The sequence below is a fragment of the Amycolatopsis sp. NPDC034160 genome, assembly GCF_055575355.1.
Genome location: NZ_JBVISU010000002.1, coordinates 341,157 through 359,436 on the forward strand (window position 1 = coordinate 341,157; position 18,280 = coordinate 359,436).

Annotated in this window: 32 protein-coding genes; all 32 read left to right on the forward strand. The window is 65.8% G+C overall.

What is annotated here, in order from left to right:
* Window positions 1-15 precede the first annotated feature (15 nt).
* Window positions 16-1,209, forward strand: coding sequence for an elongation factor Tu (tuf, locus tag ACZ54P_RS06500; protein ID WP_465460524.1), 1,194 nt, complete (start codon window positions 16-18; stop codon window positions 1,207-1,209).
* A 393-nt stretch (window positions 1,210-1,602) separates the two neighbouring features.
* Complete coding sequence (gene rpsJ, locus ACZ54P_RS06505) at window positions 1,603-1,908, forward strand: 30S ribosomal protein S10 (RefSeq protein WP_003102098.1); 306 nt, start codon at window positions 1,603-1,605, stop codon at window positions 1,906-1,908.
* Window positions 1,909-1,939: 31 nt separating this feature from the next.
* Window positions 1,940-2,590, forward strand: a complete 651-nt coding sequence (gene rplC, locus ACZ54P_RS06510; protein ID WP_061979959.1) for a 50S ribosomal protein L3 — start codon at window positions 1,940-1,942, stop codon at window positions 2,588-2,590.
* A gap of 2 nt (window positions 2,591-2,592) precedes the next feature.
* Entirely contained in the window at window positions 2,593-3,282 is a 690-nt protein-coding gene (rplD, locus tag ACZ54P_RS06515) for a 50S ribosomal protein L4 (protein WP_465460525.1), read from the forward strand.
* Window positions 3,279-3,590, forward strand: a complete 312-nt coding sequence (gene rplW / locus ACZ54P_RS06520) for a 50S ribosomal protein L23 (protein WP_378238597.1) — start codon at window positions 3,279-3,281, stop codon at window positions 3,588-3,590. The genes rplD and rplW overlap by 4 nt, the downstream gene beginning before the upstream one ends.
* A 16-nt stretch (window positions 3,591-3,606) precedes the next feature.
* A complete protein-coding gene (rplB, locus tag ACZ54P_RS06525; protein ID WP_465460526.1) occupies window positions 3,607-4,440 on the forward strand; it encodes a 50S ribosomal protein L2 in 834 nt (277 codons plus the stop codon).
* A gap of 18 nt (window positions 4,441-4,458) precedes the next feature.
* A complete protein-coding gene (gene rpsS / locus ACZ54P_RS06530) occupies window positions 4,459-4,740 on the forward strand; it encodes a 30S ribosomal protein S19 (RefSeq protein ID WP_026468892.1) in 282 nt (93 codons plus the stop codon).
* A 29-nt stretch (window positions 4,741-4,769) separates the two neighbouring features.
* Window positions 4,770-5,186 carry a 50S ribosomal protein L22 gene (gene rplV, locus ACZ54P_RS06535; protein ID WP_005166780.1) on the forward strand — a complete coding sequence of 139 codons (417 nt, stop codon included), beginning with the start codon at window positions 4,770-4,772 and terminating at the stop codon, window positions 5,184-5,186.
* A complete protein-coding gene (gene rpsC / locus ACZ54P_RS06540) occupies window positions 5,186-6,037 on the forward strand; it encodes a 30S ribosomal protein S3 (RefSeq protein WP_061979957.1) in 852 nt (283 codons plus the stop codon). Before rplV ends, rpsC begins: the two co-directional genes overlap by 1 nt.
* A 3-nt stretch (window positions 6,038-6,040) precedes the next feature.
* Window positions 6,041-6,460, forward strand: a complete 420-nt coding sequence (gene rplP, locus ACZ54P_RS06545) for a 50S ribosomal protein L16 (protein ID WP_061979956.1) — start codon at window positions 6,041-6,043, stop codon at window positions 6,458-6,460.
* Window positions 6,460-6,708 (forward strand): 50S ribosomal protein L29, encoded by a 249-nt coding sequence (gene rpmC / locus ACZ54P_RS06550; protein ID WP_061979955.1) that lies wholly within the window; start codon window positions 6,460-6,462, stop codon window positions 6,706-6,708. The genes rplP and rpmC overlap by 1 nt, the downstream gene beginning before the upstream one ends.
* Complete coding sequence (rpsQ, locus tag ACZ54P_RS06555; RefSeq protein WP_007031041.1) at window positions 6,705-6,986, forward strand: 30S ribosomal protein S17; 282 nt, start codon at window positions 6,705-6,707, stop codon at window positions 6,984-6,986. Before rpmC ends, rpsQ begins: the two co-directional genes overlap by 4 nt.
* 79 nt (window positions 6,987-7,065) lie before the next feature.
* Entirely contained in the window at window positions 7,066-7,434 is a 369-nt protein-coding gene (gene rplN / locus ACZ54P_RS06560; RefSeq protein WP_005166785.1) for a 50S ribosomal protein L14, read from the forward strand.
* A gap of 3 nt (window positions 7,435-7,437) precedes the next feature.
* Entirely contained in the window at window positions 7,438-7,752 is a 315-nt protein-coding gene (rplX, locus tag ACZ54P_RS06565) for a 50S ribosomal protein L24 (RefSeq protein WP_037314671.1), read from the forward strand.
* A 2-nt stretch (window positions 7,753-7,754) separates the two neighbouring features.
* Window positions 7,755-8,318 (forward strand): 50S ribosomal protein L5, encoded by a 564-nt coding sequence (rplE, locus tag ACZ54P_RS06570; protein ID WP_061979954.1) that lies wholly within the window; start codon window positions 7,755-7,757, stop codon window positions 8,316-8,318.
* Between the two features lie 4 nt (window positions 8,319-8,322).
* The gene (locus tag ACZ54P_RS06575) at window positions 8,323-8,508 is read left to right on the forward strand and encodes a type Z 30S ribosomal protein S14 (RefSeq protein WP_005166789.1); all 186 of its coding nucleotides are present in this window, start codon (window positions 8,323-8,325) and stop codon (window positions 8,506-8,508) included.
* A gap of 79 nt (window positions 8,509-8,587) precedes the next feature.
* Complete coding sequence (rpsH, locus tag ACZ54P_RS06580; RefSeq protein ID WP_005166791.1) at window positions 8,588-8,986, forward strand: 30S ribosomal protein S8; 399 nt, start codon at window positions 8,588-8,590, stop codon at window positions 8,984-8,986.
* Window positions 8,987-9,002: 16 nt separating this feature from the next.
* A complete protein-coding gene (gene rplF / locus ACZ54P_RS06585; RefSeq protein WP_037314677.1) occupies window positions 9,003-9,542 on the forward strand; it encodes a 50S ribosomal protein L6 in 540 nt (179 codons plus the stop codon).
* Between the two features lie 2 nt (window positions 9,543-9,544).
* Entirely contained in the window at window positions 9,545-9,943 is a 399-nt protein-coding gene (rplR, locus tag ACZ54P_RS06590) for a 50S ribosomal protein L18 (RefSeq protein ID WP_037314970.1), read from the forward strand.
* A gap of 31 nt (window positions 9,944-9,974) precedes the next feature.
* Window positions 9,975-10,622, forward strand: coding sequence for a 30S ribosomal protein S5 (gene rpsE, locus ACZ54P_RS06595; protein WP_076163010.1), 648 nt, complete (start codon window positions 9,975-9,977; stop codon window positions 10,620-10,622).
* A 1-nt stretch (window position 10,623) separates the two neighbouring features.
* Entirely contained in the window at window positions 10,624-10,809 is a 186-nt protein-coding gene (gene rpmD, locus ACZ54P_RS06600) for a 50S ribosomal protein L30 (protein ID WP_076163011.1), read from the forward strand.
* Window positions 10,806-11,252: a 50S ribosomal protein L15 gene (rplO, locus tag ACZ54P_RS06605; protein WP_037314680.1), complete on the forward strand. Its 447-nt coding sequence runs from the start codon at window positions 10,806-10,808 to the stop codon at window positions 11,250-11,252. The genes rpmD and rplO overlap by 4 nt, the downstream gene beginning before the upstream one ends.
* Window positions 11,253-11,720: 468 nt before the next feature.
* The gene (locus ACZ54P_RS06610) at window positions 11,721-12,485 is read left to right on the forward strand and encodes a hypothetical protein (RefSeq protein ID WP_465460527.1); all 765 of its coding nucleotides are present in this window, start codon (window positions 11,721-11,723) and stop codon (window positions 12,483-12,485) included.
* 50 nt (window positions 12,486-12,535) lie between these two features.
* Complete coding sequence (locus ACZ54P_RS06615; protein WP_465460528.1) at window positions 12,536-13,168, forward strand: LysE family translocator; 633 nt, start codon at window positions 12,536-12,538, stop codon at window positions 13,166-13,168.
* A gap of 321 nt (window positions 13,169-13,489) precedes the next feature.
* Window positions 13,490-14,797: a preprotein translocase subunit SecY gene (gene secY / locus ACZ54P_RS06620; RefSeq protein ID WP_465460529.1), complete on the forward strand. Its 1,308-nt coding sequence runs from the start codon at window positions 13,490-13,492 to the stop codon at window positions 14,795-14,797.
* Window positions 14,794-15,348 (forward strand): adenylate kinase, encoded by a 555-nt coding sequence (locus ACZ54P_RS06625; RefSeq protein ID WP_465460530.1) that lies wholly within the window; start codon window positions 14,794-14,796, stop codon window positions 15,346-15,348. Before secY ends, ACZ54P_RS06625 begins: the two co-directional genes overlap by 4 nt.
* A 44-nt stretch (window positions 15,349-15,392) precedes the next feature.
* Entirely contained in the window at window positions 15,393-16,169 is a 777-nt protein-coding gene (map, locus tag ACZ54P_RS06630; protein WP_465460531.1) for a type I methionyl aminopeptidase, read from the forward strand.
* Window positions 16,170-16,703: 534 nt separating this feature from the next.
* On the forward strand, window positions 16,704-16,925 hold the full coding sequence (gene infA, locus ACZ54P_RS06635; RefSeq protein ID WP_005166804.1) for a translation initiation factor IF-1: 222 nt from the start codon (window positions 16,704-16,706) through the stop codon (window positions 16,923-16,925).
* A gap of 36 nt (window positions 16,926-16,961) precedes the next feature.
* A complete protein-coding gene (gene rpmJ, locus ACZ54P_RS06640) occupies window positions 16,962-17,075 on the forward strand; it encodes a 50S ribosomal protein L36 (RefSeq protein ID WP_004558882.1) in 114 nt (37 codons plus the stop codon).
* Window positions 17,076-17,280: 205 nt separating this feature from the next.
* Window positions 17,281-17,661: a 30S ribosomal protein S13 gene (rpsM, locus tag ACZ54P_RS06645; protein WP_005166805.1), complete on the forward strand. Its 381-nt coding sequence runs from the start codon at window positions 17,281-17,283 to the stop codon at window positions 17,659-17,661.
* On the forward strand, window positions 17,658-17,843 hold the full coding sequence (locus ACZ54P_RS06650; protein WP_004558884.1) for a hypothetical protein: 186 nt from the start codon (window positions 17,658-17,660) through the stop codon (window positions 17,841-17,843). Before rpsM ends, ACZ54P_RS06650 begins: the two co-directional genes overlap by 4 nt.
* Before the next feature lie 18 nt (window positions 17,844-17,861).
* Complete coding sequence (gene rpsK, locus ACZ54P_RS06655; protein WP_020643222.1) at window positions 17,862-18,269, forward strand: 30S ribosomal protein S11; 408 nt, start codon at window positions 17,862-17,864, stop codon at window positions 18,267-18,269.
* Window positions 18,270-18,280: the final 11 nt, after the last annotated feature.

Consider the following 18,280-nt stretch of genomic DNA (forward strand, 5'->3'; position numbering starts at 1 on the left):
CAGGAGGACATTCCAGTGGCGAAGGCGAAATTCGAGCGGACCAAGCCGCACGTCAACATCGGGACCATCGGTCACGTCGACCACGGTAAGACCACTCTGACCGCGGCGATCACCAAGGTTCTGCACGACAAGTACCCCGAGCTGAACACGGCGTCGGCGTTCGACCAGATCGACAACGCGCCGGAAGAGAAGCAGCGCGGCATCACGATCAACATCTCGCACGTCGAGTACCAGACCGAGAAGCGTCACTACGCCCACGTGGACGCCCCCGGTCACGCGGACTACATCAAGAACATGATCACCGGTGCGGCGCAGATGGACGGCGCGATCCTCGTGGTCGCGGCGACCGACGGCCCGATGCCGCAGACCCGTGAGCACGTGCTGCTCGCGAAGCAGGTCGGCGTGCCTTACATCGTGGTCGCGCTGAACAAGGCCGACATGGTCGACGACGAAGAGATCCTGGAGCTCGTCGAGCTCGAGGTCCGCGAGCTGCTGTCTTCCCAGGACTTCCCGGGTGACGACGCTCCGGTCGTCAAGGTCTCCGGCCTGAAGGCCCTCGAGGGCGACGCCAAGTGGGGCGAGAGTGTTCTCGAGCTCATGGCGGCCGTCGACGAGAACGTGCCGGACCCGGTGCGTGAGCTCGACAAGCCGTTCCTGATGCCGATCGAAGACGTCTTCACGATCACCGGCCGTGGCACGGTCGTGACCGGCCGTATCGAGCGTGGCCGCGTCAACGTGAACGAAGAGGTCGAGATCGTCGGCATCAAGGAGAAGTCGACCAAGACCACCGTCACCGGTGTCGAGATGTTCCGCAAGCTGCTCGACCAGGGTGAGGCCGGCGACAACGTCGGTCTGCTGGTCCGCGGTATCAAGCGCGAGGACGTCGAGCGCGGCCAGGTCGTCGTGAAGCCGGGTACCACCACCCCGCACACGGAGTTCGAGGGCTCGGTCTACATCCTGTCGAAGGACGAGGGTGGTCGTCACACCCCGTTCTTCAACAACTACCGCCCCCAGTTCTACTTCCGCACGACGGACGTGACCGGCGTGGTGACCCTCAAGGAGGGCACCGAGATGGTCATGCCGGGCGACAACACGGACATCAGCGTTGTGCTGATCCAGCCGGTCGCCATGGACGAGGGCCTGCGTTTCGCCATCCGCGAGGGTGGACGGACCGTCGGCGCCGGCCAGGTCACCAAGATCATCAAGTGATTCAACGCCACCCGGGGGTCTGATACACCCCCGGGTTCAAGGCGTCAAATCACGTGTGCGACACTATTCAGGTTGCTCGTCCTGGGGCGGCCGAACCTTGCAAGTCATTTGACGCGCGGGTTCCGGCCGCCCTGGTATGAGCGGCCACGGTCCGTGGAGCTCTTCCTTCGGGTGAGGCCAGCGGGCGCGGCGGTTGAGACGGCATGGCCGGATCACTGCCTCCTCACATGAGGAAGACCAGCAAGACGACGATCCCGCGGGATCCGTCTGTGCGTCGGGCGCGACACGCCCGACCGCGTGGACCGGGGACAGGGCCGTTGAACTGCGAGAACTCCGGCCCCGCCGGGGTTTGAAGAGACAAAGCGGCACGAGACGACAAGGAACGCAGCCACCATGGCGGGACAGAAGATCCGCATCCGGCTCAAGGCCTACGACCACGAGGCGATCGACACCTCGGCGCGCAAGATCGTCGAGACGGTCACGCGCACCGGCGCCCGTGTTGTCGGGCCGGTGCCGCTGCCCACCGAGAAGAACGTTTACTGCGTCATCCGCTCGCCGCACAAGTACAAGGACTCGCGCGAGCACTTCGAGATGCGCACGCACAAGCGTCTGATCGACATCCTCGACCCGACGCCGAAGACGGTCGACGCGCTCATGCGCATCGACCTGCCGGCGAGCGTCGACGTCAACATCCAGTAGCGGCTGGCGAGCGGCGGAGAGTAAGAGACTCATGTCTGACAGGCAAGTGAAGGGCATCCTGGGCACCAAGCTCGGCATGACCCAGGTCTTCGACGAGAACAACCGGGTCGTCCCGGTGACCGTCGTCCAGGCCGGTCCGAACGTGGTCACCCAGGTTCGGACCCAGGAAACCGACGGCTACAAGGCCGTGCAGCTGGCTTTCGGCGCGGTCGACCCGCGCCGGGTCAACAAGCCGCGCACCGGCCACTTCGACAAGGCGAGCGTGACCCCGCGTCGTTTCCTTGCGGAGCTGCGTACCACCGACGCCGAGACCTACGAGGTCGGCCAGGAGATCACCGCTGAGGTGTTCGAGGCCGGTATCGAGGTCGACGTGACCGGTACCAGCAAGGGCAAGGGCTACGCCGGTGTCATGAAGCGTCACGGCTTCAAGGGCCAGGGCGCGAGCCACGGTGCTCAGGCCGTGCACCGCAAGCCCGGCTCGATCGGTGGCTGTGCCACCCCGGGCCGTGTCTTCAAGGGCCTGCGCATGGCGGGCCGGATGGGCAACGACCGGGTCACCACGCAGAACCTGACCGTGCACGCCGTGCGTGCCGAGGACGGCCTGCTGCTGATCAAGGGCGCCGTGCCCGGTCCCAAGGGCGGCCTGCTGTTCGTGCGCAGCGCCGCGAAGGGTGGTAACTGATCATGACCAGCGTCGAGCTGAAGACCCCGGCCGGTAAAGCCGACGGCACGGTCGAGCTCCCCTCGGAGATCTTCGACGTGCAGGCCAACGTGCCCCTCATGCACCAGGTCGTGGTGGGCCAGCTGGCCGCCGCTCGCCAGGGCACGCATGACACCAAGACCCGCGGTGAAGTCCGCGGTGGTGGCAAGAAGCCGTACCGCCAGAAGGGCACCGGCCGCGCCCGCCAGGGTTCGACCCGTGCGCCGCAGTTCACCGGTGGTGGCGTCGTCCACGGCCCCACGCCGCGTGACTACACCCAGCGGACCCCGAAGAAGATGAAGGCCGCCGCGCTCCGTGGCGCCCTCTCCGACCGGGCCCGCGCCGGACAGCTGCACGTCGTCACCGAACTGGTGACCGGCGAGAAGCCGTCCACCAAAGCCGCCAAGGCCGCCATCGCCGCGGTGACCCAGGCCAAGCGCGTTCTCGTGGTGCTGCACCGCGACGACGAGCTGAGCTGGAACTCCGTGCGCAACCTGGCCGAGGTCCACATCATCACGCCCGACCAGCTCAACACCTACGACGTGTTGGTCAACGACGACGTGGTGTTCACCAAGGCCGCTTACGACGTGTTCGTCGCCGGTCCCGTCAGGGGCAAGGGCGTCAAGGCCTCGGCGCGGTCGAGCGAGGTTTCGGAAGGGAGTGACGAGCAGTGAGTGCTATCGCCATCGCCGATCCTCGCGACATCTTGCTCGCGCCGGTGATCTCCGAGAAGTCCTACGGACTGCTTGAAGACCACAAGTACACGTTCGTGGTTCGCCCGGACGCCAACAAGACCCAGATCAAGATCGCGGTCGAGAAGGTGTTCGGCGTCAAGGTGGTCAGTGTCAACACCCTCAACCGCCAGGGCAAGCGTAAGCGGACTCGCGCCGGCTTCGGCAAGCGCAAGGACACCAAGCGCGCCATCGTGACTCTTTCGGCTGAAAGCAAGCCGATCGAGATCTTCGGCGGACCCACCGCGTAAAGGACTGAGCTGACACATGGGCATCCGCAAGTACAAGCCGACGACCCCGGGTCGTCGCGGTTCCAGCGTCTCCGACTTCGCCGAGATCACTCGGTCCACCCCGGAGAAGTCGCTGCTGCGTCCGCTGAGCAAGACCGGCGGCCGTAACTCCAGCGGCAAGATCACCACCCGCCACAAGGGCGGTGGCCACAAGCGTGCGTACCGGCTGATCGACTTCCGCCGGAACGACAAGGACGGCGTTCCCGCCAAGGTCGCGCACATCGAGTACGACCCCAACCGGTCCGCTCGTATCGCGCTCCTGCACTACGCCGACGGCGAGAAGCGCTACATCATCGCCCCGGAGAAGCTCAAGCAGGGTGACACGGTTGAGAACGGCCCCCGCGCCGACATCAAGCCGGGTAACAACCTGCCGCTGCGCAACATCCCGGTCGGCACCGTGATCCACGCGATCGAGCTCCGCCCCGGTGGCGGCGCGAAGATGGCGCGGTCCGCCGGTGCCAAGGTGCAGCTGGTGGCGAAGGACGGGCCTTACGCCCAGCTTCGTCTCCCGTCGGGCGAGATCCGCAACGTCGACGTGCGCAACCGCGCCACCATCGGCGAGGTCGGCAACTCCGACCACTCCAACATCAACTGGGGCAAGGCGGGTCGTAACCGCTGGCGCGGCAAGCGTCCCACCGTCCGTGGTGTCGTCATGAACCCGGTCGACCACCCGCACGGTGGTGGTGAGGGTAAGACCTCCGGTGGTCGCCACCCGGTGAACCCGAACGGAAAGCCCGAAGGCCGCACCCGCCGCCGCAAGGCTTCCGACTCCATGATCGTCCGCCGCCGGCGTACCGGCAAGAAGCGCTGAGCAGGGAGGTAGAAGAACATGCCACGTAGCCTCAAAAAGGGCCCCTTCGTGGACGACCACCTGCTCAAGAAGGTGGACGTTCTCAACGAGTCGGGCAAGAAGACCGTGATCAAGACCTGGTCGCGCCGCTCCACGATCATCCCGGACTTCCTGGGACACACGATCGCGGTGCACGACGGCCGCAAGCACGTCCCGGTGTTCGTCACCGAGGCGATGGTGGGTCACAAGTTGGGCGAATTCGCACCGACTCGGACCTTCAAGGGCCACATCAAGGACGACCGCAAGTCGCGCCGCCGCTGAGCGGGCACGAGAGAACAAGGAAGCTAGCGATGAACGCCCAGAACGACGTGGCCGAGGCTTTGCCGACGGCTTACGCGCGGGCTCGCTTCGTCCGGGACTCGCCTACCAAGGTGCGCCGGGTGATCGAGCTGATCAAGGGACGTAGCGCCGCCGACGCCTTGGCCGTGCTCCAGTTCGCCCCGCAGGCGGCAAGCGAGCCGGTCGCGAAGGTGCTCGCCAGCGCCGTGGCCAACGCCGAGAACAACCTCGATCTCGACCCGGACACCCTCTGGGTCAAGAACGCCTACGCCGACGAGGGCCCGACCCTCAAGCGTATCCGTCCGCGGGCCCAAGGCCGCGCGTACCGGATTCGCAAGCGGACCAGCCACATCACCGTCGAGGTGGAGTCGCGTCCGAAGGCCGAGGCCAAGAAGGCACAGGGCAAGAAGAAGGCAGGTGGCCGGTAGTGGGCCAGAAGATCAACCCGCACGGCTTCCGCCTGGGTATCACCACGGACTGGAAGTCGCGTTGGTACGCCGACAAGCAGTACGCGGAGTACGTGGCCGAGGACGTCAAGATCCGGAAGCTGCTGTCCACGGGCATGGAGCGCGCCGGGATCTCCAAGGTCGAGATCGAGCGCACCCGTGACCGGGTCCGCGTCGACATCCACACCGCCCGGCCGGGCATCGTCATCGGCCGTCGCGGCGCGGAGGCCGACCGCATCCGCGGCGCGCTGGAGAAGCTGACCGCCAAGCAGGTCCAGCTGAACATCCTCGAGGTCAAGAACCCCGAGGCCGACGCCCAGCTCGTCGCTCAGGGTGTCGCGGAGCAGCTGAGCAACCGTGTGGCGTTCCGCCGCGCGATGCGCAAGGCGATCCAGACCTCCATGCGTTCGCCGCAGGTCAAGGGCATCCGCGTGCAGTGCGGCGGTCGTCTCGGCGGTGCCGAGATGTCCCGCTCCGAGCACTACCGCGATGGCCGCGTCCCGCTGCACACGCTGCGTGCCGACATCGACTACGGCTTCTTCGAGGCCAAGACGACGTTCGGTCGCATCGGCGTGAAGGTGTGGATCTACAAGGGCGAACTCGTGGGTGGTCTCAAGGCCAGGGAGGCGCGTGACGCCGCCGCGGCCGCCGAGCGTGCCCCGCGCCGTGACCGTGGTGACCGTCCGTCCCGTCCGCGCCGTTCCGGTGCGTCGGGCACGACGCCGACCTCGACCGAAGCCGGCCGGGCTGCTGCCGCCGCCAAGAGCGACGACACCGCCCCCGCGGCCACCGAGGCCCCGGCTGCTGAGACTGCAGAAAAGACGGAGGGCTGACACGTGCTCATCCCGCGCAGGGTCAAGCACCGGAAGCAGCACTCCCCGAAGCGCCACGGTGCCGCCAAGGGCGGTACGAATGTGAGCTTCGGCGAGTACGGCATCCAGGCGCTTGAGCACAGCTACGTGACCAACCGGCAGATCGAGTCCGCTCGTATCGCCATGACGCGTCACATCAAGCGTGGTGGCAAGGTGTGGACGACCATCTACCCGGACCGCCCGCTGACCAAAAAGCCGGCGGAAACCCGCATGGGTTCCGGTAAGGGTTCGCCCGAGTGGTGGATCGCCAACGTGAAGCCGGGCCGCGTGATGTTCGAGATCTCGTTCCCGAACGAGGAGACCGCCCGTGAGGCGCTCCGTCGCGCGATCCACAAGCTGCCCATGAAGTGCCGCATCGTGACCCGTGAAGGTGGTGAGTTCTGATGGCGAAGGCAGGTGCTGCCCAGGCATCGGAGCTGCGTGAGCTCACCGCGGAAGAGCTCGTTCTGCGTCTGAAGGAATACAAGGAGGAGCTCTTCAACCTCCGTTTCCAGATGGCGACCGGACAGCTCGACAACAACCGCCGTCTGCGCATCGTCCGTACGGACATCGCGCGGATCTACACGGTCATGCGCGAGCGTGAACTCGGCCTGTCCGTTTCCCCTGACGCCGAGAGTGAAGGTGCCGCATGAGCGAGCAGCCCAACGCTGAGGCGGCCCCCCGTAACGACCGCAAGGTCCGTGAGGGTTACGTCGTCTCGGACAAGATGAACAAGACGATCGTGGTCGAGCTCGAAGACCGCAAGAAGCACCGTCGTTACGCCAAGGTTCTCCGCAGCACCAGCAAGGTCAAGGTGCACGACGAGAACAACGAGGCGGGCGTCGGCGACCGGGTCACCCTGATGGAGACCCGCCCGCTGTCGGCGACCAAGCGCTGGCGTCTGGTGCAGATCGTGGAGAAGGCCAAGTAAGTAGGGCTCTTTTTGAGTCCCTTAGTTCCGCAAGGCTCGCGGTTCAACGCGAGAACCAGCGCGACATACAGGAGTAGACGTGATCCAGCAGGAGTCGCGGCTTCGGGTTGCCGACAACACGGGCGCGAAGGAAATCCTTTGCATCCGCGTTCTCGGTGGTTCCGGGCGGCGCTACGCGGGTATCGGCGACATCATCGTCGCCACCGTGAAGGACGCCATGCCGGCCGCCGGCGTGAAGAAGGGTGACGTCGTCAAGGCCGTCATCGTTCGCACGCGCAAGGAGCGCCGTCGTCCGGACGGTTCTTACATCCGCTTCGACGAGAACGCTGCTGTGCTCATCAAGAACGACAATGAGCCCCGCGGCACCCGCATCTTCGGCCCGGTGGGCCGCGAGCTGCGCGACCGAAAGTTCATGAAGATCATTTCGCTCGCGCCGGAGGTGTTGTAGAGCATGAAGGTGAAGAAGGGCGACACGGTCGTCGTCATCGCCGGCAAGGACAAGGGTGCCAAGGGCAAGGTCATCCAGGCCTACCCCGAGCGCGAGCGCGTGCTGGTCGAAGGCGTGAACCGGATCAAGAAGCACACCCGGATCTCGCAGACCCAGCGCGGCGCGCAGTCCGGCGGCATCGTCACCCAGGAGGCGCCCATCCACGTCTCGAACGTGATGGTCGTCGACTCCGACGGCAAGCCGACTCGCATCGGCTACCGCATCGGCGAGGACGGCAAGAAGGTCCGGGTCTCGCGCCGGAACGGTAAGGACATCTGATCATGACCACCGCAGAGAAGATCGCCCCGCGCCTCAAGGTGCGGTACCGCGAGGAGATCAAGGGACAGCTCCAGGAGGAGTTCTCCTTCGAGAACGTCCACCAGATCCCGGGCGTCGTCAAGGTCGTCGTGAACATGGGTGTCGGAGACGCCGCCCGTGACAGCAAGCTGATCGAAGGCGCCATCCGCGACCTGGCCGCGATCACCGGGCAGAAGCCCGAGGTTCGCAAGGCCCGCAAGTCCATCGCGCAGTTCAAGCTGCGTGAGGGCCAGCCGATCGGCGCGCGCGTCACGCTGCGCGGCGACCGGATGTGGGAGTTCCTCGACCGGCTGCTGACCATCGCGCTTCCGCGTATCCGCGACTTCCGCGGACTTTCGCCGAAGCAGTTCGACGGCAACGGCAACTACACGTTCGGTCTCAACGAGCAGTCGATGTTCCACGAGATCGACCCGGACGCCATCGACCGCCCGCGCGGTATGGACGTCACTGTCGTCACCACCGCCAACACCGACGACGAGGGCCGCGCGCTGCTTCGCAAGCTCGGCTTCCCGTTCAAGGAGAACTGAGTCGATGGCCAAGAAAGCACTGGTCCACAAGGCCGCGAAGACGCCGAAGTTCAAGGTTCGCGGTTACACGCGCTGCCAGCGATGCGGTCGCCCGCACTCGGTGTTCCGCAAGTTCGGACTCTGCCGGATCTGCCTTCGCGAGATGGCACACGCGGGCGAGCTGCCCGGCGTCCGCAAGTCCAGCTGGTAAGAGTCTTTTTTAACTCCCACTTCGCCACAGGCCCTGCTTTAGCACAGGGAACCAGGGCGAGAAAGGTTGACAGGTCACCATGACGATGACCGACCCCATCGCAGACTTCTTGACCCGTCTGCGTAACGCGAACTCGGCTTACCACGACGAGGTCGTGCTTCCCCACTCGAAGATCAAGGCGAACATCGCCGAGATCCTCAAGCGCGAGGGCTACATTTCGGGCTACCGCGACGAGCCGGGCGAGAAGCACAAGAACCTCATCGTGGAGCTGAAGTACGGCCCCAACCGTGAGCGCAGCATCGCCGGCCTTCGCCGCGTGTCGAAGCCCGGCCTGCGGGTCTACGCAAAATCGACCGAACTGCCGTCGGTTCTCGGTGGCCTCGGCGTCGCGATCATCTCGACGTCGTCCGGCCTCCAGACCGACCGTCAGGCCAAGCGCAACAGCGTGGGCGGCGAAGTCCTCGCCTACGTCTGGTAAGGAAGGGGGCACAGACATGTCACGCATCGGAAAGCTGCCGGTCGCCGTCCCCTCCGGGGTCGAGGTGACCATCGATGGTCAGCACATTCAGGTCAAGGGGCCCAAGGGCACCCTTGAGCACACCATCGCCGAGCCGATCACCGTGGAGCGCGCCGAAGACGGCACGCTGCAGGTGAAGCGGCCCGACGAAGAGCGCACCAGCCGTGCCCTGCACGGTCTCACCCGGACGCTGGTCAACAACCTCGTCGTCGGTGTGACCGAGGGCTACGAGAAGAAGCTCGAAATCCACGGTGTCGGTTACCGGGTGCAGGCCAAGGGTTCGGACCTCGAGTTCGCTCTCGGCTACAGCCACCCGGTGAAGATCGAGGCCCCGGAAGGCATCACCTTCAAGGTCGAGACCCCCACCCGGTTCTCGGTCTCGGGCATCGACAAGCAGAAGGTCGGCCAGATCGCCGCGGTCATCCGCAAGCTGCGCCGCCCGGACCCGTACAAGGGCAAGGGCCTGCGCTACGAGGGTGAGAAGATCCGCCGCAAGGTCGGAAAGACGGGTAAGTGATCATGAGCGACACGACTACGAAGCGCAAGCCGGTCGGCAAGGACATCTCGACCCGCCGCCGCGTCGCGAAGGCCCGTCGGCACTTCCGCCTTCGCAAGAAGATCAACGGCACGGACCAGCGTCCGCGCCTGGTCGTCAAGCGTTCGTCGCGGCACATCGCCGTGCAGCTGATCGACGACCTCGCCGGCAAGACCCTGGCGTCGGCGTCCACCCTCGAGGCGGACGTCCGCGCGCTCGACGGCGACAAGAAGGCCAAGGCCGCGAAGGTCGGGGAGCTTGTCGCCAACCGCGCCAAGAACGCCGGTGTCTCGACCGTGGTGTTCGACCGTGGCGGTAACGCTTACCACGGCCGCATCGCCGCTCTCGCTGACGCCGCCCGTGAAGCGGGGTTGGAATTCTGATGCAGATGCTCGTGAATGGAAGGAAAGCCTGATGCCGGGACGTACACGGCAATTCGGCGGCGGACAGGGCGGACCCGGCGGGCAGGGCGGCAACGACCGCAATGAACGTCGTGGTGGCGGCCGGGATCGTCGCGACAGCGGTCGTGGCGGGGCCGGCCAGGACAAGACCCCGCACCTCGAGAAGGTCGTGACGATCAACCGCGTCGCCAAGGTCGTCAAGGGTGGTCGTCGCTTCAGCTTCACCGCCCTGGTGGTCGTCGGTGACGGCGACGGTCAGGTCGGCGTCGGCTACGGCAAGGCCAAGGAAGTTCCCGCGGCCATCGCCAAGGGCGTCGAGGAAGCGAAGAAGAACTTCTTCCGCGTTCCCCGCGTCGGCGGCACCATTCCCCACCCCATCCAGGGTGAGGAAGCCGCCGGTGTCGTGCTGCTGCGTCCGGCTTCCGCCGGTACCGGTGTCATCGCCGGTGGTCCGGTCCGCGCGGTCCTGGAGTGCGCGGGTGTCCACGACGTGCTGTCGAAGTCGCTCGGCTCCGACAACGCGATCAACATCGTGCACGCCACCGTGGCGGCCCTGAAGGGTCTGCAGCGTCCCGAAGAGGTCGCGGCCCGCCGCGGTCTCCCGCTCGAGGACGTCGCGCCGGCTCGGATGCTGCGCCAGCGTGCGGGTCAGGGGGTCTGACATGACTCAGCTCAAGGTGACCCAGGTCAAGAGCAAGATCGGCACCAAGCACAACCACCGTGAATCGCTGCGTACCCTCGGGCTGCGCAAGATCCGGCAGTCTGTGGTGCGTGAAGACACCCCCCAGGTTCGCGGCCTCATTCACACGGTCCGCCACCTGGTGGAGGTCGAGGAGGTCAAGGCATGACTGCCATCAAGATCCACCACCTTCGTCCGGCTCCGGGCGCGAAGCGCGACAAAATCCGCGTCGGCCGTGGTGAAGGCTCGAAGGGCAAGACCGCCGGTCGCGGTACCAAGGGCACCAAGGCCCGGAAGAACGTGCCCGCCGGTTTCGAGGGTGGGCAGATGCCCATCCACATGCGGCTCCCGAAGCTTCGCGGCTTCAAGAACCGCTTCCGTACCGAGTACCAGCCGGTGAACCTGGGCGACATCGCCCGCGTCTTCCCGGAGGGTGGCAAGGTCGGCAACGAGGAGCTCGTCGCGAAGGGTCTTGTTCGCAAGAACAAGCTCGTGAAGGTGCTCGGCAACGGTGACCTGAACGGCGTCAAGCTGGACGTCACCGCCGATGCTTTCTCCGGCTCCGCCAAGGAGAAGCTCTCCGCCGCCGGTGGCTCCGCCACCACGCTCTGAGCTCTCTTCGCTCGCTTCACCGAAAGGCCCGCCTGGCTCCGCCACGGCGGGCCTTTCGCTTGCGCTCGCTTCGCTCTCGCGCCTTCGCTTCGCTCGGCTCCACCGTGTCGACTTTCGCGGGCTGATCGCGATCCTGCGGTCGCCCAGGTGCCCGGTGCCCATGTCGACTTTCGCGGCTAACTGTCATCCGGTCCCTTCTCCCTGGCGCTCCCACGGACTTGCGTTTCGCGGGCTAATCGCGACCTGCGCGCCGAGACCGTCTCAGGTCACCCAGGCGACTTTCGCCGCCTAACCGCGATCTGCCAGCCGCGCCGGCCCTCCGCACCCGTGTCGACTTTCGCGGGCTAACCGTGATCCTGCGGTCGCCCAGGTGCCCAAGTCCCAGATCGCGGTTAGCCCGCGAAAGTCGACGTGTCCACCCAGGCGAAGGGCGTGGCGGCTGCGGGGTGGAGCTGGAAGGATCACGAGGTGGACACACCTTCCGGGCAGGATCCGCAGCCCTTTCAGCACCAGCCGGACGCTTCGCCGACGGTCGTGTCGGTGCCGGGCCCCGCGGATCCAGTGGGCGCTCCGGAGCGGTATGACCGGCCCGAGCCGCGCCGATTGGTCGCGGCGGGCCTGTCCGCTTTGGCGATGGTCCTGACTCTCGTCGGCTGCTTCTTCCCGCTCTTCCGCTCGGAGTACCGTTTCGACGTCGAGGGGAGCCAGCAGCTCACGACGGTGCAGAGCGCTTGGGGCTCGGAGTTCATCGACGGAGGCCTTTCGTCGCGGCAGGCGGCCGCACCACTCGGCGTCCCCTTGCTCATCGCCGCCACCTTGCTCCTCACCGCGCTGCTCGTCAGCTTGAGAATGGCCAACTCACGACCGGGCAACGCGCTCGACCGATGGCTGGCCACCAGCGCGGCGGTGTTTCTCGTCGGCGTCGTGACCACTATCGGAATGCTGACCGTAGGCGTAGGACTCGGGGCGTCCATCAAAGCGACGACCACACTCGAAGCGGGCATGTGGGCTCTTTTCGCCGCGGTCGTCGCCTCAGCGGGGGCGGCGATCATGAGCCAGCGCGTCGAAGACGCCGGAATCCCGGTGAGTGGAGACCAGAGTTTCGCGGATATGCCCACGCCGAAGGACGGCATCTCCATCACGGTGCTCCCGCCGGAGCCGCGGCCCGCGCCCCCGCCGGACTATTCGGCCTTCGCGCCCCCACCGGATCCCGGCCCCAGGGAGCGCGATTAGCCCGCTAAACGCGCTCGCGGCGGCCGATACGCTGGGGTAGGAGGTGGCCGATGGCTTGGGTGGTGGTCTTTTTCGGTGCGGCGGTGCTCGTGGCTTTTACGCCAGGGGCGAACAACCTGCTCGGTCTGCACCACGGCATGACGCAGGGTGCGTGGAAGGGGCTCGTCGGCCTGTTAGGCCGTTTGGCCGCGTTCACGGTCTTGATCGCGGCGGTCGCCGCAGGGCTCGGACAGCTCCTTGCCGCTTCCGAACTTGCACTCACGGTGATCAAGTGGGCGGGTGTCGCCTACCTGGTCTGGATCGGCGGACGGCTGCTGTGGTCGACCTTCCGCGGTGAACGGACGACGGTGGCCCCGGGACCGCAAGGCGCTGAACTCGTACCGGCGCTGCGGATCGCGAGGAAGGAATTCGTCGTCGCGATCACGAACCCGAAAGCGATCCTCATCTTCACCGCGTTCGTGCCTCAGTTCATCGACGCAGCTCACGGCTCCTTTTCTGCCCAGATCGCGATCCTCGGCGCCGTTTATCTGCTGGCCGAATTCGTCGCGGGCGCCACTTATGTCGGAGTCGGCACGCTCGTGAAGTCGCTTCGCCTGTCCCGCCGCGCCACTCGCAACGTCGATCGCGGCACCGGTGTCGTACTCATCGGAATGGCGGGCGCCCTCGCTGCGTCGAGCTCCTGAGCCTCGTGCCTGATCACAGCGCGTTTAGCGGGCTAAGTGCGTTCCGGTGCGGCCGGAAAGTGGGGAACGACAGGGCGATCTGTCAAGGTTCCGAAGCAAGAAGCGGAAGTCGATCAACCTGGTGGACCAACCTTCGTTCGGAAAACCCACACGCACTGCGGACACGCCCTGTGAAGCTGTTAGAGTCGGCGACACGCTTCGGGACGAGTGTGCCCCGAAGCGTTCCTGGCTTGTGCCAGAAAGCTGTGTGTTCCTGCCGGCCCCAGGCCGGCCAAGCCGATCGTCGGTAAGACAGCCGACGACGCCGAGGAGGTCCCCCGCGTGCTCAGCGCCTTCCGCTCGGCTCTCGCGACGCCGGATCTACGTAAGAAGATCCTGTTCACGCTAGCCATCGTCGCGGTTTACCGAATCGGTGCCACCATCCCGGCCCCGGGCATCTCTTATTCCGCCGTGCAGCAATGCACGGAGACTGGGTCGCAGGAGGGCGTCTATCAGCTGCTGAACCTGTTCAGCGGTGGTGCGCTACTGCAGCTGTCGCTGTTCTCGACCGGCATCATGCCGTACATCACGGCGAGCATCATCGTCCAGCTCCTCACCGTGGTCATCCCGCGGTTCGAGGAGCTGAAGAAGGAAGGCCAGGCCGGCCAGGGCAAGCTGACCCAGTACACCCGGTACCTGACGATCGCTCTCGCGGTCCTGCAGGCGACCGGTGTGGTGGCGCTCGCCGACCGCAAGCAGCTCTTCCCGCAGTGTGAAACCGCGATCATCCCGGACAACAGCGTCTACACGCTGGCCATCATCGTCGTCACGATGACCGCCGGTACGGCCGTCATGATGTGGCTGGGTGAGCTGATCACCGAGCGCGGCGTCGGCAACGGCATGTCCGTGCTGATCTTCCTGAACATCGCGGCCCGCATCCCGATCGAGGGTGGCAACATCCTCAGCAGCGCCGGCCCGGTGGTCTTCACCCTGATCTGCGTGTTCGGCTTGGTGATCATCGCCAGCGTCATCTTCGTCGAGCAGGGCCAGCGCCGGATCCCGGTGCAGTACGCCAAGCGCATGATCGGCCGCCGCATGTACGGCGGAACCTCGACCTACCTGCCGATCAAGGTGAACCAGGCCGGTGTCATCCCGGTCATCTTCGCCTCGTCGCTGCTCTACCTGCCGGACCTGATCAGCCGCCTTGTCGGGGACGCCAACAGCAACGCCGGCTGGCAGGTCTTCATCCAGAACTACATCGTCAACCAGTCCAGCTGGGCGCACGTCCTGCTGTACTTCGCGTTGATCATCTTCTTCACGTACTTCTACATCACGATCACGTTCAACGTGGACGAGCGTGCGGAAGAAATGAAGAAGTTCGGTGGCTTCATCCCGGGTATCCGCCCGGGGCGTCCCACCGCGGAATACCTCAGCTACGTCCTCGGCCGGATCACTCTGCCGGGCTCTTTGTACCTGGGCATCATCGCGATCCTTCCGAACTTCTTCCTGTCCGTCACCGGCAGCGGGAACAACCAGAACTTCCCGTTCGGTGGCACGGCTGTGCTGATCATGGTCGGTGTCGGTCTCGACACCGTGAAGCAGATCGAAAGCCAGCTGATGCAACGTAACTACGAAGGGTTCTTGAAGTGACGCGCCTGGTTCTCGTTGGCCCTCCTGGCGCGGGCAAAGGTACTCAGGCGGTAGCACTGTCGGAGAAGCTCCGGATCCCGCACATCTCGACCGGCGATCTGTTCCGCGCCCACGTGGGGGAGCAGACGCCGCTGGGCCAGGAAGCCAAGCGCTACCTGGATTCCGGTGAACTCGTCCCTGACTCGGTCACGAACGAGATGGTGCGCGAGCGCCTGGCCGAGCCGGACGCCAAGGTCGGGTTCCTGCTGGACGGCTTCCCGCGCAACACGAAGCAGGCCGATGTCCTCGGTGAAATCCTCGGCGAGGCCGACACCGAGCTCAACGCGGTCATCCAGCTCCAGGTTTCGGAGGACGTCGTCGTCGAGCGGCTGCTTTCGCGCGGCCGCTCGGACGACACCGAAGACGTCATCCGTCGTCGTCAGCAGATCTACGTGTCCGAGACGGCTCCGCTGCTCGAGTACTACGCGGACATCCTCGTCACGGTCGACGGCGTCGGCACGGTCGAAGAGATCTCCGCCCGCGTGCTGGAAGCGCTGCGCGACCGCACGTGAATCTCGGAGGACTGCGTGTACTGCAACGACTTCGTCGTGGGCGCATGATCGAACTCAAGACCCCTGGCGAGCTACAGGCGATGCGTGCCGCCGGACTGGTCGTCTGGCGTACTCTCACCGCGGTGCGGGAGATCGCCAAGCCGGGGGCCACGACGGCCGATCTCGACGAACTCGCCGAGCAGACGATCCGCGACGCCGGTGCGGTGCCCTCGTTCAAGGGCTACCACGGCTTCCCGGCGTCGATCTGCGCCTCGGTGAACGAGCAGATCGTCCACGGCATCCCGTCGAAGACACAGACCCTGAACGAGGGCGACATCATCTCGGTGGACTGCGGCGCGATCCTCGACGGCTGGCACGGCGACTCCGCTGTCACCCTCGCGATCGGTGAGGTGTCGAAGGCGGATCTCGCGCTTTCGGCGGCCACCGAGGCCGCGATGTGGGCGGGGATCGCGGCGGTGTCGTCCGGTGGCCGGCTCACCGACATCTCGCACGCCGTGCAGACCGCGGCCGAGAAGGCGAGCCGGGAAGACGGCATCGAGTACGGGATGATCGTCGAATACGGCGGTCACGGCATCGGGCGCCAGATGCACATGGACCCGTTCCTGCCGAACCTGGGCAAGCCGGGCAAGGGCCCGCGGCTCAAGACCGGGATGGCGCTCGCGATCGAACCCATGCTGACCGGTGGTGGCGGCGAGACCGTCGAGCTCGACGACGGGTGGACCGTCGTGACCGCGGACGGCTCACGCGCCGCGCACTGGGAGCACACCGTCGCCATCACCGATGACGGCCCGTGGGTGCTGACCGCCCCCGAAGACGCCTGACCCAGCCCGCCCGGATCGCGTTTAGCCCGCTAACCGCGACGCCCCCCGACCTGCGTTTAGCCCCCTGATCGCGATCACCGGGAGCGCGATTAGGGGGCTAAAGTCGCCAGGGCGCCGGAGCGCGGTTAGCCCGCTAAACGCGAGTCCGCCCGCTGCCCGGCCGAGTGCCTGTGCCGCCGACAAGGCGCCTGAGGGTCGCCCCTTCAGGTAGACCTCGCCCCGCCGAGACGCGCCAGGTCGCAGGCCCACCGGAGCGCGATTAGGGGGCGAAACGCACGTCGGCGCAGGCGTACGATGGAGGCAGTCGCCATCGGTGGGCACAGGGGGCAACTAACACAGTCACCCCCGTTTGGGGCTCACGACACGGGTTGCGTACACTGTCAAGTCGGTGTACTCATCGCGCCCGGATCCTGCGCGCTCGTGAATTCTCGCGAACGGACATTGGAGCCGGGCAGGAGTGTGCCGAAGCACCACCCAGCCAAGCACTCAAGCTCTGACTGATAACACAGCGTAGCGACAGGAAATGCGGAGGACATGGGCAAGAAAGACGGGGCCATCGAGGTCGAAGGCCGCGTAGTCGAGCCGCTCCCCAACGCGATGTTCCGCGTCGAGTTGGAGAACGGCCACAAGGTCCTTGCACACATCAGCGGCAAGATGCGGCAGCACTACATCCGCATCCTGCCCGAGGACAGGGTTGTCGTGGAGCTCTCGCCCTACGACTTGTCTCGTGGTCGCATCGTCTATCGCTACAAGTGATCACGACGAGTTAGCACAAGCAGGAGAGCAGGAGACGTGAAGGTTCAGCCGAGCGTCAAGAAGATCTGCGACAAGTGCAAGGTGATCCGCCGCCACGGCCGGATCATGGTGATCTGCGAGAACCTGCGGCACAAGCAGCGGCAGGGCTGATCACTCGCACTCGTACAGAGTGGATTGACGGCTACACAATCTCCCCGCACCTGCCGGGCCGTGCGAACGGCCCGGTTCACCCTCGGACTTCAGGCCGAGGCCGGGACACCCGAAGCGCAAGCAGAGGGCACGACAGGCGAGTCGGTCCCGGGACCGGACGGGGAGCAGACCTGAAGACGAATTCTATGAAGGAGCATCAACGCCAATGGCACGACTCGCTGGCGTAGACCTCCCCCGCGAAAAGCGGTTGGAGATCGCGCTGACCTACATCTACGGCATCGGCCGTACCCGCTCGAAGCAGCTCATCGCGGCTGCCGAGCTCAACGCGGACACTCGCGTCAAGGATCTGAGCGATGACGACCTCGCCAAGCTGCGGGTCTACATCGAAGAGAACTTCAAGGTCGAGGGTGACCTTCGCCGCGAGGTGAACGCCGACATCCGTCGGAAGATCGAGATCGGGTGCTACGAGGGCCTTCGCTGGCGTCGCGGACTTCCCGTCCGTGGTCAGCGCACCAAGACCAACGCCCGCACCCGCAAGGGTCCGAAGAAGACGGTCGCCGGCAAGAAGAAGGCTGGCAAGAAGTGAGCGTCCAGGGCAAGAAGGTCGTGCAGATGGGCGGCGTTCACCGTCGCGGCTCGGCTTGTGTCTCGCCCAAGGCGCTCTACGCCCGCCCGATGGCGCTGCGGAACCTGTACACCGACGCCGGTTCGATCATCCGGCGCGGCCAGGCCGAAGCGGTCGCCGCTCACCAAGAGAACGCGCGCTAACAGGAGAACCCTCAAAACATGCCACCGAAGTCTCGTACTGCGGCGGGGGCCAAGAAGGTCCGCCGTAAGGAAAAGAAGAATGTCGCGCACGGTCACGCGCACATCAAGAGCACCTTCAACAACACCATCGTCTCGATCACGGACCCGACCGGTGCCGTGATCGCGTGGGCGTCGAGTGGTCACGTGGGCTTCAAGGGCTCGCGTAAGTCCACCCCGTTCGCCGCGCAGATGGCCGCCGAGAGCGCCGCCCGCAAGGCTGCCGAGCACGGCATGAAGAAGGTCGACGTTTTCGTGAAGGGCCCGGGTTCGGGCCGCGAGACGGCGATCCGCTCGCTGCAGGCAGCCGGCCTCGAGGTCGGCACCATCCAGGACGTGACCCCGCAGCCTCACAACGGCTGCCGCCCGCCCAAGCGGCGCCGGGTCTGAGGAACGGGGAG

Bases quoted from the DNA above. Each gene is read 5' to 3' on its own strand.
- rpsJ (WP_003102098.1), top strand. From the start codon at position 1,603: ATGGCGGGACAGAAGATCCGCATCCGGCTCAAGGCCTACGACCACGAG.
- rplC (WP_061979959.1), top strand. From the start codon at position 1,940: ATGTCTGACAGGCAAGTGAAGGGCATCCTGGGCACCAAGCTCGGCATG.
- rplD (WP_465460525.1), top strand. From the start codon at position 2,593: ATGACCAGCGTCGAGCTGAAGACCCCGGCCGGTAAAGCCGACGGCACG.
- rplB (WP_465460526.1), top strand. From the start codon at position 3,607: ATGGGCATCCGCAAGTACAAGCCGACGACCCCGGGTCGTCGCGGTTCC.
- rpsS (WP_026468892.1), top strand. From the start codon at position 4,459: ATGCCACGTAGCCTCAAAAAGGGCCCCTTCGTGGACGACCACCTGCTC.
- rplV (WP_005166780.1), top strand. From the start codon at position 4,770: ATGAACGCCCAGAACGACGTGGCCGAGGCTTTGCCGACGGCTTACGCG.
- rpmC (WP_061979955.1), top strand. From the start codon at position 6,460: ATGGCGAAGGCAGGTGCTGCCCAGGCATCGGAGCTGCGTGAGCTCACC.
- rpsQ (WP_007031041.1), top strand. From the start codon at position 6,705: ATGAGCGAGCAGCCCAACGCTGAGGCGGCCCCCCGTAACGACCGCAAG.
- rplX (WP_037314671.1), top strand. From the start codon at position 7,438: ATGAAGGTGAAGAAGGGCGACACGGTCGTCGTCATCGCCGGCAAGGAC.
- rplE (WP_061979954.1), top strand. From the start codon at position 7,755: ATGACCACCGCAGAGAAGATCGCCCCGCGCCTCAAGGTGCGGTACCGC.
- ACZ54P_RS06575 (WP_005166789.1), top strand. From the start codon at position 8,323: ATGGCCAAGAAAGCACTGGTCCACAAGGCCGCGAAGACGCCGAAGTTC.
- rpsH (WP_005166791.1), top strand. From the start codon at position 8,588: ATGACGATGACCGACCCCATCGCAGACTTCTTGACCCGTCTGCGTAAC.
- rplF (WP_037314677.1), top strand. From the start codon at position 9,003: ATGTCACGCATCGGAAAGCTGCCGGTCGCCGTCCCCTCCGGGGTCGAG.
- rplR (WP_037314970.1), top strand. From the start codon at position 9,545: ATGAGCGACACGACTACGAAGCGCAAGCCGGTCGGCAAGGACATCTCG.
- rpsE (WP_076163010.1), top strand. From the start codon at position 9,975: ATGCCGGGACGTACACGGCAATTCGGCGGCGGACAGGGCGGACCCGGC.
- rpmD (WP_076163011.1), top strand. From the start codon at position 10,624: ATGACTCAGCTCAAGGTGACCCAGGTCAAGAGCAAGATCGGCACCAAG.
- rplO (WP_037314680.1), top strand. From the start codon at position 10,806: ATGACTGCCATCAAGATCCACCACCTTCGTCCGGCTCCGGGCGCGAAG.
- ACZ54P_RS06615 (WP_465460528.1), top strand. From the start codon at position 12,536: ATGGCTTGGGTGGTGGTCTTTTTCGGTGCGGCGGTGCTCGTGGCTTTT.
- map (WP_465460531.1), top strand. From the start codon at position 15,393: ATGATCGAACTCAAGACCCCTGGCGAGCTACAGGCGATGCGTGCCGCC.
- infA (WP_005166804.1), top strand. From the start codon at position 16,704: ATGGGCAAGAAAGACGGGGCCATCGAGGTCGAAGGCCGCGTAGTCGAG.
- rpsM (WP_005166805.1), top strand. From the start codon at position 17,281: ATGGCACGACTCGCTGGCGTAGACCTCCCCCGCGAAAAGCGGTTGGAG.
- rpsK (WP_020643222.1), top strand. From the start codon at position 17,862: ATGCCACCGAAGTCTCGTACTGCGGCGGGGGCCAAGAAGGTCCGCCGT.